At 39.6% G+C, this 8,784-nt stretch carries 8 protein-coding genes; 2 read left to right on the top strand and 6 right to left on the bottom strand.

Going from position 1 to position 8,784, the window contains the following annotated elements:
- The first annotated feature begins 470 nt into the window (after positions 1–470).
- Positions 471–1,292: a TIGR04219 family outer membrane beta-barrel protein gene (locus ACSLUH_RS08715; RefSeq protein ID WP_448566026.1), complete on the top strand. Its 822-nt coding sequence runs from the start codon at positions 471–473 to the stop codon at positions 1,290–1,292.
- 214 nt (positions 1,293–1,506) lie between these two features.
- On the opposite strand, the gene ACSLUH_RS08710 is transcribed toward ACSLUH_RS08715, so the two are convergent.
- From ACSLUH_RS08710 to modB, 6 genes are all read right to left on the bottom strand, one after another.
- Positions 1,507–2,703, bottom strand: a complete 1,197-nt coding sequence (locus ACSLUH_RS08710; RefSeq protein WP_448566024.1) for a tyrosine-type recombinase/integrase — start codon at positions 2,701–2,703, stop codon at positions 1,507–1,509.
- Positions 2,704–2,900: 197 nt separating this feature from the next.
- Complete coding sequence (locus tag ACSLUH_RS08705) at positions 2,901–3,764, bottom strand: YicC/YloC family endoribonuclease (protein WP_448566022.1); 864 nt, start codon at positions 3,762–3,764, stop codon at positions 2,901–2,903.
- A gap of 113 nt (positions 3,765–3,877) precedes the next feature.
- Positions 3,878–4,990 carry a permease gene (locus ACSLUH_RS08700; protein ID WP_448566020.1) on the bottom strand — a complete coding sequence of 371 codons (1,113 nt, stop codon included), beginning with the start codon at positions 4,988–4,990 and terminating at the stop codon, positions 3,878–3,880.
- Positions 4,983–5,408 carry a MerR family DNA-binding protein gene (locus ACSLUH_RS08695; RefSeq protein ID WP_448566018.1) on the bottom strand — a complete coding sequence of 142 codons (426 nt, stop codon included), beginning with the start codon at positions 5,406–5,408 and terminating at the stop codon, positions 4,983–4,985. Before ACSLUH_RS08695 ends, ACSLUH_RS08700 begins: the two co-directional genes overlap by 8 nt.
- Positions 5,409–5,525: 117 nt before the next feature.
- Positions 5,526–6,566 carry an ATP-binding cassette domain-containing protein gene (locus tag ACSLUH_RS08690; RefSeq protein ID WP_448566016.1) on the bottom strand — a complete coding sequence of 347 codons (1,041 nt, stop codon included), beginning with the start codon at positions 6,564–6,566 and terminating at the stop codon, positions 5,526–5,528.
- A gap of 2 nt (positions 6,567–6,568) precedes the next feature.
- Positions 6,569–7,255 carry a molybdate ABC transporter permease subunit gene (gene modB, locus ACSLUH_RS08685; RefSeq protein ID WP_448566014.1) on the bottom strand — a complete coding sequence of 229 codons (687 nt, stop codon included), beginning with the start codon at positions 7,253–7,255 and terminating at the stop codon, positions 6,569–6,571.
- Positions 7,256–7,469: 214 nt separating this feature from the next.
- Here modB and moeA point away from each other — a divergent pair, with 214 nt between their 5' ends.
- Positions 7,470–8,723 (top strand): molybdopterin molybdotransferase MoeA, encoded by a 1,254-nt coding sequence (gene moeA / locus ACSLUH_RS08680; protein ID WP_448566012.1) that lies wholly within the window; start codon positions 7,470–7,472, stop codon positions 8,721–8,723.
- The last annotated feature ends 61 nt before the right edge of the window (positions 8,724–8,784 follow it).

The following is an 8,784-nucleotide window of genomic DNA, read 5'->3' as shown; positions in this document are numbered from 1 at the left end:
TATTAATGCCACAGCTTCTTGTTTAAATTCTGCTGTGTAACTTCTGTTTGTTCTTTTTGTCATTTAACACCTCAATATTTGGATTATATTCCATTATCAAAGTGTCCTGTTTGATTATTGCAGATCACTCCCTGCAACAAAAATCAAAACATACACTATCTTTATTGTCAACAATAATAAATTTGTAATAATAAAGCTTACGGAAAGACCACTCTAAATTAAATTTATAAAACTAGCATCAGGACTAGATGTTGATTCCCAATTATACCTGTTAGAGTTGGGAATCAGAATATACTAATCGGGTGAAATAAACGCTTAATGGTTAAGCATTTATTAACTTGAATTGAAGTATGAGCTACTATAATTTATTGTATTAATAGCTCTTTTTCATGACCAATTTTAGTCATAACGATAAAGTCGAATCTAAGAAAAATGGAACATCACCACTGGTAAATAAGGATAGTAACTAGATGAAAAAAATGGCTTTGGCAACAACTCTTGCCGCACTTTTTGCTGCTAATGTACAAGCAGATACGGTCGGCTTATACCTCGGCGGTCAAATTTGGCAAAGTGAAGTAAATGGAATTTTTGGTGAACTAAATACACTTGTTGACTTTAATTTAAAAGAAGAACAGCAAATTGTCTATTTTGTTGCAATTGAACACCCTTTCTCTTGGCTTCCTAATGCCCGTATTTCAAGTACCACTCTCGATACCACTGGTAAAACTACCTTAACGCAAGAGTTTAGTTTTGGAGGTGAAACTTTCTCTATTGGTAACGATGTTGATGCCAGTTTTAACGTAAGTTATATCGATTACACTTTATATTATGAGCTATTCGATAACGACTTATTTTCAATTGATTTGGGATTGACCGCGAGAGACTTTAATGGTGATGTCACTGTTTCAGGGACGACAACTATTGATAATGGTTCTTGTAATGATCCTAATCCGTCTCCTGACAGTCCTTGTACTGGAGGAGGAAATCCTACTCCCCTTTTTGGTAAAATAAAGACTAACAAAGTGGAGCCTATGTTATATGTTGCCTCAAATATTAGCTTACCGTTAATAGGCCTAAGTCTATTTGCTCAAGGTGATTTTTTATTCATAGATAGCCATTCACTTTCTGACTATCAAGTTGGCTTAAGTTACGAATTAATTAATAACAGAATGATGGATCTTAATTTGGCCTTAGGATATAGAGTCGTAGAAATGGAATTTGAAAATTTAAACAATTTATCTACCAACCTTGAATTCAAAGGTACTTATGCTGGTGTTATCGCACACTTTTAAAATTGAAGATTTCTCACTAATTTAAACCAAAACACCTATGCCAATAATTAAATAGAACTCTTTGGAGTTAATAACTGAGCAGGTCTTAACTCCCATGACCTTTATAAAGCTTAAATTACCTGCATAATATTGAGAACGTTAAATAAAAACGCTCTCAAAAAATTACACAAATAAATTTATATTTAAGCTATTCCCTATTTATTGCTTAATAGCATTAATAATTAATTACAGGAGCTAACATTGCTGATATCCCATCTAATGCTTCTTTTCGTTCATTGAGGTAATCATATCTATCATATATACCCTCAATGCCTTTTAACTTATGATTTAAGCATCGTTCAGCAACATGCCCTGCAACACCATTACTTGCTAGTAAACTCCTACATGTTCTTCGTAAATCATGGACTGTAAAATGCTCTACTGGCAATTTTCCTTCACGAAAAAGCTTTTGAATTGCTGCATTTAATGTATCTGGGCTTATATGACCAAAGCGTTTACTTGATCTTCGATTCGGAAATAAAAAGTCAGAGCCAAATGCTCTCACTCTCAACTCTTCTAACCAACCAAGAACCACATCACTAAGAGGAACTGTTATCGCTTTTCCCGTTTTGCTTCTTGCTTGTGGCAAGTGCCAAAGGCTCGAATTGAAATCAAACTCTTCCCATTTCGCAGCAATCAGCTCTCCTTTACGTACTCCAAGAGAGACAAGCAAGGCAGTTGCTAAATAATTATCACGAGTAAATTGATTGTAGTGATCTCGAAAACATTGAAATACTTCCTGTAGTTCATCAAGAGATAATGCTCTACTACGACTTTGTTCGACTCCACCAGCGTCAGATAATGTAAATGCTTCTGCTGGATTGCTAGTACGTAGATCTAATTTAATAGCATGACGAAAGAGCTGTTTGCAGTACATAAGCGCATCATTAGCGATAGTAGGGCGATTACTTTCCGCTATATGCTGGATGATCGCTCTAATATCTCTCGGGGTTACTTTGTCGATTCCCAGCTCCCCAACGAAAGGTGCAATATCTTTTTGGTAAACACGTCTAGGAATGTTTGGATGCTTCAGCCGTTTTTCACAGTCTTTTAACCAATCATCAGCAAGATGGTTTACTGTGAGCATATCTTCTTGTTCAAGACGTTTTTTTTCTGCAAGAGGGTCGATATTTTCATTCTTAATATCAACCTTTATTTTTGCTGCTTTAAACTTTGCATCAGCTAGTGAAAGCTCAGGGAATTTTCCCAAAGTCATTTCTTTACGTTTTTTATGTACGGTATAACGAATTGTAAAAAATGCGCTACCTTCATCACTTATACGAATGTATAAGCCATTTCCGATAGCGTATTTTCCTATAGTCTTGTTTTTTATAAGACTTTTTATTTTTTGAACTGTAATTATTGCTGTCATTTCAACCTCTTATCCTTGAAGTGGTGACAGATTGTTATAAGTTTAGGCTAATTTTCAATTTATTGAAAAACCTGTCACCATTTCTGTCACCACTTTTACTTAACAAAGAGCAAACAGTGGTAACAAGGTGAAACAGTGAAATTATATAACTTACAGATTTTATTGACTATTTTAACATTCTGAAACAGCGTGAAACATCATTCGATATTTTGGATCTGCTCACGCATTTGTTCGATCAACACTTTTAACTCAACAGCTGAGTTGGTAACATCTGCGTTGATAGATTTTGAGCCTAAGGTGTTCGCTTCGCGGTTAAACTCTTGCATCATAAAATCTAAGCGTCGGCCTTGTGGGCCACCTTTTTTGAGGATACTGCGAGTTTCTTTGACATGGCTATGAAGGCGATCGATTTCTTCATCAACATCCATTTTTTGCGCCAGCATGACAAGCTCTTGTTCTACGCGGGTTGAATCAAGTTCAATTTTTGCTTCTTCGAACTTCTCTAAAATACGGGTACGTTGCCATTGAATGACTTCTGGCATATGGCCTTTAACTTTCTCAGCTTCTGCTTCAATTGCGGTTAAGCGTTGCTCTATCATGCCCGTTATATTAGTGCCCTCGCTCGCTCGGGCAGAAATGAAATCAGCTAACGCCTGATCAAAACCAGCAAGGATATCGGCTTGAATGGCGTCCATATCGGTTTCTTCGGTTTCCATCACACCCGGCCAACGCATAATTTCAATTGGATTAACTTGACTGTTAAGGGTTTGCTCGTTAATCCAACCTGCGTGTTGCAGCAGTTCTTCAGCAAGGTGTTTGTTTAACGATAATTTGCCTTTAGCGGCAGGATTGGCGTTAAAACGCAAAGAGCATTCAACTTTACCGCGATTAAGTTGTTTGCGAAAACGCTCGCGTAAAATAGGCTCTATGGCTCGAAATTGCTCGGGTAAACGAAAGTAGGTTTCTAAAAATCGTTGGTTAACGCTGCGAATTTCCCAAACGGCATTACCCCAGTCACCTTTAATTTCAACACGTGAAAAGGCGGTCATACTATGGATCATAATCTTTCCTATTAACTATTTTTATAAGAATGAACGGAGAAATTATGCCTGAGCTTGGCCAATTTAGCTATTATCTGCGCCAAATTGGCCGTATCTTTCAGTTAATCGATGAATTAACCAGCAAAGCCGGTGTTAAGTATCCAGCCAATTAGCAATACCTGTGGCACGGTAATTAGTGGTAAAAACAAGGCTATTTTCCAGCTTTTAGTGGTATCTTTTAATACCATAATTTCCGTATAGTCAGTTGAAGCACCGGCCATTAAAAAGGTGAACGAATTACCTGGTGCTGACGCTCGCGTGATTAAGTCAGCAGCAATTGGTGTTGAACCTTCAGAGCACACTTCAATAATCGTTGCTGCCAGCAAAGTTAACAATAAACCTCCTGCGGTTGCACCAAACCAGGTAGCAAAACTATCCTCAGGCACAAACGCGCGAATTAGCCCTACCAATACAATACCAACCGCGACCCAACGAAAAACCATGCGTGAACCTTTAAAGCCGTTAATGATCATATTGATTAGCGCTTTCGGTGAATAATCAGCATTTTTAGTGAGTACCTTTAAGGTTTGTTTAAAGTTAAAATCATCAGCTAGTTCATGTGCATGGGGGTTTTTAGGTAACTTACCCGACTTTTCTAGGCGATCAAAAATATAACCACTTACCCACGCTACCACCAGTGATAAGGCGATAAATACCAATGTCCACTTAAGGCCTATTAAACCAATCAAGATAAACGTCAGCGTAAAGGAATTCCATGGGCTAGCAATAATAAACGCCATTACTTGCCCTAAACTGGCTCCTCGCTCATAGAGTTTCATCCCAACCATTAAAATACCGTGGTTACATAGGTCGAATAATAGGCCAGCCATTGTCGCTCTAAACAATCCAGAGACAGTATGTCCTTTACCAATGGTGGCAATAACCACATCTTTAGGTAAACGATTTAGCCATCCAACGATTAACACGCCAAATGCCATACCTATCCACATAGCGTCTAGCATCTCAACGGTGGTAGCACTTACCGTGTAATACCATTTTTCTGACGGAGACTGTAACCAATACCCAACAAACGCTATCAAGACAATTATCGCTGAGCCCCACATTAACCAATCAACACTCTGCTTATCACTATCGCAGCAACTTGATGCACTTTGCTGGTCGTCGCTCCCTGTTTTTTCAGCAACCGATTTCTCTTGGCTATTATTTGAGCCACAACAACTAGACATGATCAGACTCCTCTTCGATTAGACCTTCAATTAAATGACAGACATGATCACCCGTTGGGTTGCAATCTGGTAAGGTTTCCCATAAGGCTAGCGCATTTTGCATTTTCTCACAGGTTATTTGCATTGCTCGAATTTTCGCTTGCGTTTCTTCTATTCGCTGTTTCATTATTTCGCGTACCGTTGGACACGGAGAGTGGCCAAGTTGAGATTCTTGAATAAAGGTTTCAATATCTTGCAAACTAAAACCTAACGCTTTTGCTTGAATAATGAACTGTATGCGCGTTTCATCAGCCGACGAATAGGCTTTATAGCCATTGATAGGGTTGGTTGATGGTGTCAATAAACCAATACGTGTGTAATAGCGCACGGTATCAACATTAACTTGATACTTATCGGCTAGCTGCTTTGCTTTCATCATACCCCCTTATGGTGATCATCAACCCAAATGTGATCAACTGAGTGTACTATAAAGCTATGAGTTACTCACAGGTCAACTAATAATTTTTAGTTCCTGCTAATTTTTTGATTGCGCTGGTTATAACACTTTAAACTGAGCGTAAACGTGGTCGCCAACCTTAAAGTCGAGCGTTTTAAATGATAATAATGATATGTTAGCCAGTAAAACTTGCCCCTCTACCGCTAATTCAACCGTTACAAAACTGTTAGTTGCGTTGATATTGGTTATCTGGGCTTGCAGACAATTAACAATTGACGATTGGGCCGGTTGGCTTTTACCAAGGCTGACTTTGGCTGCGTCAATTTCTACATTTACTTGCCGCTGGGCAAACTCTGGTTTGCTGATAAAAATAATCTGGCCTTCATTGGCTGAAGATAACCGCACTTTAGCAAGCTTAAACTCTTCGATGACTTCTTCAATGGTGCCGGTTAATACCGCACACTGATTTTGTACTGACTCCTGACTCAAAAATGACACCATCTGCTGACTGCTGCCAGCATTGGTCACACAGAATTTTGCTAAATGAACAATATAATTGGTGCACAAGGCGAGTTCTTTTAATGAGTGACTAACTAATACAAATTGTAGCTGATAGGTTTTATGTAAGTGCTGAATAAGTTGACAAAAATGCTCTCTGGCTTGCCAATCTAACGCAGAAAAAGGCTCATCCAGTAAAATAAGTTTGTTGCCTGACAGAATACTTTGTGCAAAAGCAGCACGTTGCATTTGTCCCCCTGACAGTTGCGAGGGCTTGTGCTCAAGTATCAATTCAATTTGGCACCATTGAACAACTTTTTCGATGCTAAAAGGGCTATCGCTGGCAAACCTGCCATGGCTAACCACTAACTCGAGGTTCTTTTTTACCGTTAAGTGGGGAAATAACGTGGCGTTTTGATCTTGATAATAAATGGGTGATTGGCAAACTTGAAGGTTATCTAACGCCATTTCGTTAAAGTAACGTGCAGTGACATAGTCATCAGCTAGCCCTGCAATCCCCTTTAATAAGCTAGTTTTGCCCGCACCTGAACTACCAAATAGTCCAATAACATGCTGCTGAACATCAAGAGCAACCGCTATCTCCTCAGCAAGTTCCGCATGGTTTAGCTTAAACGATAACATCACTAATCCTTGCTTGGCTGACTTTGAAAGAGTACAGGTCGATTAAATCGATACAGTAAAAACAAACTGATAAACGACAACAAGATTAAGGTTAATGCTAACGCATGAGCTTGTTGATACTCAATTGCTTCAACATGATTGTATAAAGCAATAGACAACACTTGTGTTTCACCAGGGATATTCCCTCCGATCATTAACACTAAACCAAATTCCCCTAAGGTATGAGCGAAACCTAATGTCGCGGCACTAATAATGGCAGGTTTAGCGAGGGGAAGACTAACCAATAACATTCGCTTTAAGGGCGGCAAGCCTAATCCGCTCGCGACTTGATCATACTTAACGCCAAGTTGACTAAAATTGGCCAGCAACGGTTGAACGACAAAAGGCAATGAATAAATCAGTGAGGCAAATAATATCCCGGTAAAGCTGAACGCCAATTGTTGCCCGGTAAGCCATAACCAACTTTTTCCGAGCCAAGTTTCTGGCGCAAAGGCAATCAGTAAATAAAAACCCAATACCGTTGGTGGTAACACTAATGGTAAAGCAATAAAGGTTTCAATAATGGCTCTCATGCGACCATGATAACGTGATAACCACCAGGCAAAAGGCACACCAACCATCAGCAAGATAAGAGTCGTTAAGCTGGCCAATTTTATTGTTAACCACAAGGCAGTTAAATCAAGGTTCACAGGGAAATCTTTTTCATTGGAATATTCAGCATGATAAAACGCGAGGTTTTTATATTCAACGACATTCGTACCAAGGGTGGCTGAACAAGGTTTTGTTCTCTTTGCATGAACAATAGCGCTAGCGACGTTTATCTGCGGCTGTTACTATTTAGTTACTTGTAACAAACCACCACCGCACACTGTTATTTAACAATTAGCATTAATAGAGGATATCATGGTCGACAATTGCAACTTTCCCGGTTTAATGCCTTTTCAAGAGGCTAAAGCAAAACTTTTAACGCAAATTGTCTCGATAAAAGAAAACGAATTAGTGAAAATTGCTGATTGTCGAAAACGCGTCAATGCCGACGTTATTCATTCTCCCATCAATGTGCCCGCTCACAATAATTCAGCAATGGATGGCTATGCGCTTAATGCAGAACATGTTGAAAATAGTACTATTGCGGCAGGCAACGTTTTTAAGCTCGTAGGCACAGCAATGGCAGGGCGCCCTTTTACTGGAGAATTGCGTCCAGGTGAATGTATTCGAATTATGACCGGAGCCGTTGTACCGGCCAGCGCCAACGCCGTAGAAATGCAAGAAAATGTCACGATAACAAACGCACTAGTGACACTAAATCAGCCAGTAAACCTAGGTAACCATATACGAAAAGCAGGTGAAGATATTGCTCTTGGGGAGTTAATTTTCGATGCTGGGCACCTATTCAGTAACACCGACATTGGCTTACTTGCCTCATTGGGTGTTAGTGAAATAGCAGTAAAACGTAAGCCAAAGGTTGCAGTATTTTCCACCGGCGATGAGCTTAAAGCAACAAATGAGCTCTTAATGCCGGGCGATATATACGAAAGCAACCGCCACGTAATTATTGCCATGCTGAGCACCATGAACCTTGATGTGATTGATTTTGGCATTGTTCCTGACAATTACGAAAAAATAAAGCAAACATTTATCAAAGCTGACCAACAAGCAGACTTAGTTATTAGCTCTGGCGGTGTCTCTGTCGGTGATGCTGATTACACTAAAAGTGTACTTGATGAACTAGGAAAAATTGAGTTTTGGAAGGTTGCCATCAAGCCCGGAAAACCGGTCGCGTTTGGCCGTTTAACAAGCAGTATTTTCTTAGGGTTGCCAGGCAACCCAGTGTCTGCCGTTGTCACATTCCACTTATTTGCCGTACAAGCCCTGAAAAAAATGATGGGAACAAGCTATCCAGAGCCAATGCAACTTTTGGCAGAAACTGCTGCCGCGGTAAAAAAACGGGCAGGTAGAATGGACTTTCAGCGTGGCATCGCAACGGTTACTCAAAACGGCACACTATCGGTTACGCCGCTACCAAACCAAGGTTCTGGAGTTTTATCTTCGATAAGTCGCGCAAATTGTTTCATTGTTTTACCGCGCGAACATGAAGGCTGTGGTACAGGCGAGCAAGTTTACATACAACTATTTGATGAGCTATTGGCACATTAACACCATCAATTTCATTGGCCACGATAGGTGATCAATTTAAGTAATTGCTCCTATTTTTATA

It is taken from the genome of Thalassotalea ganghwensis (assembly GCF_053485795.1).
Note: the sequence above shows the minus strand (reverse complement) of the source record. Positions and strands in the feature narration are given on the sequence as shown.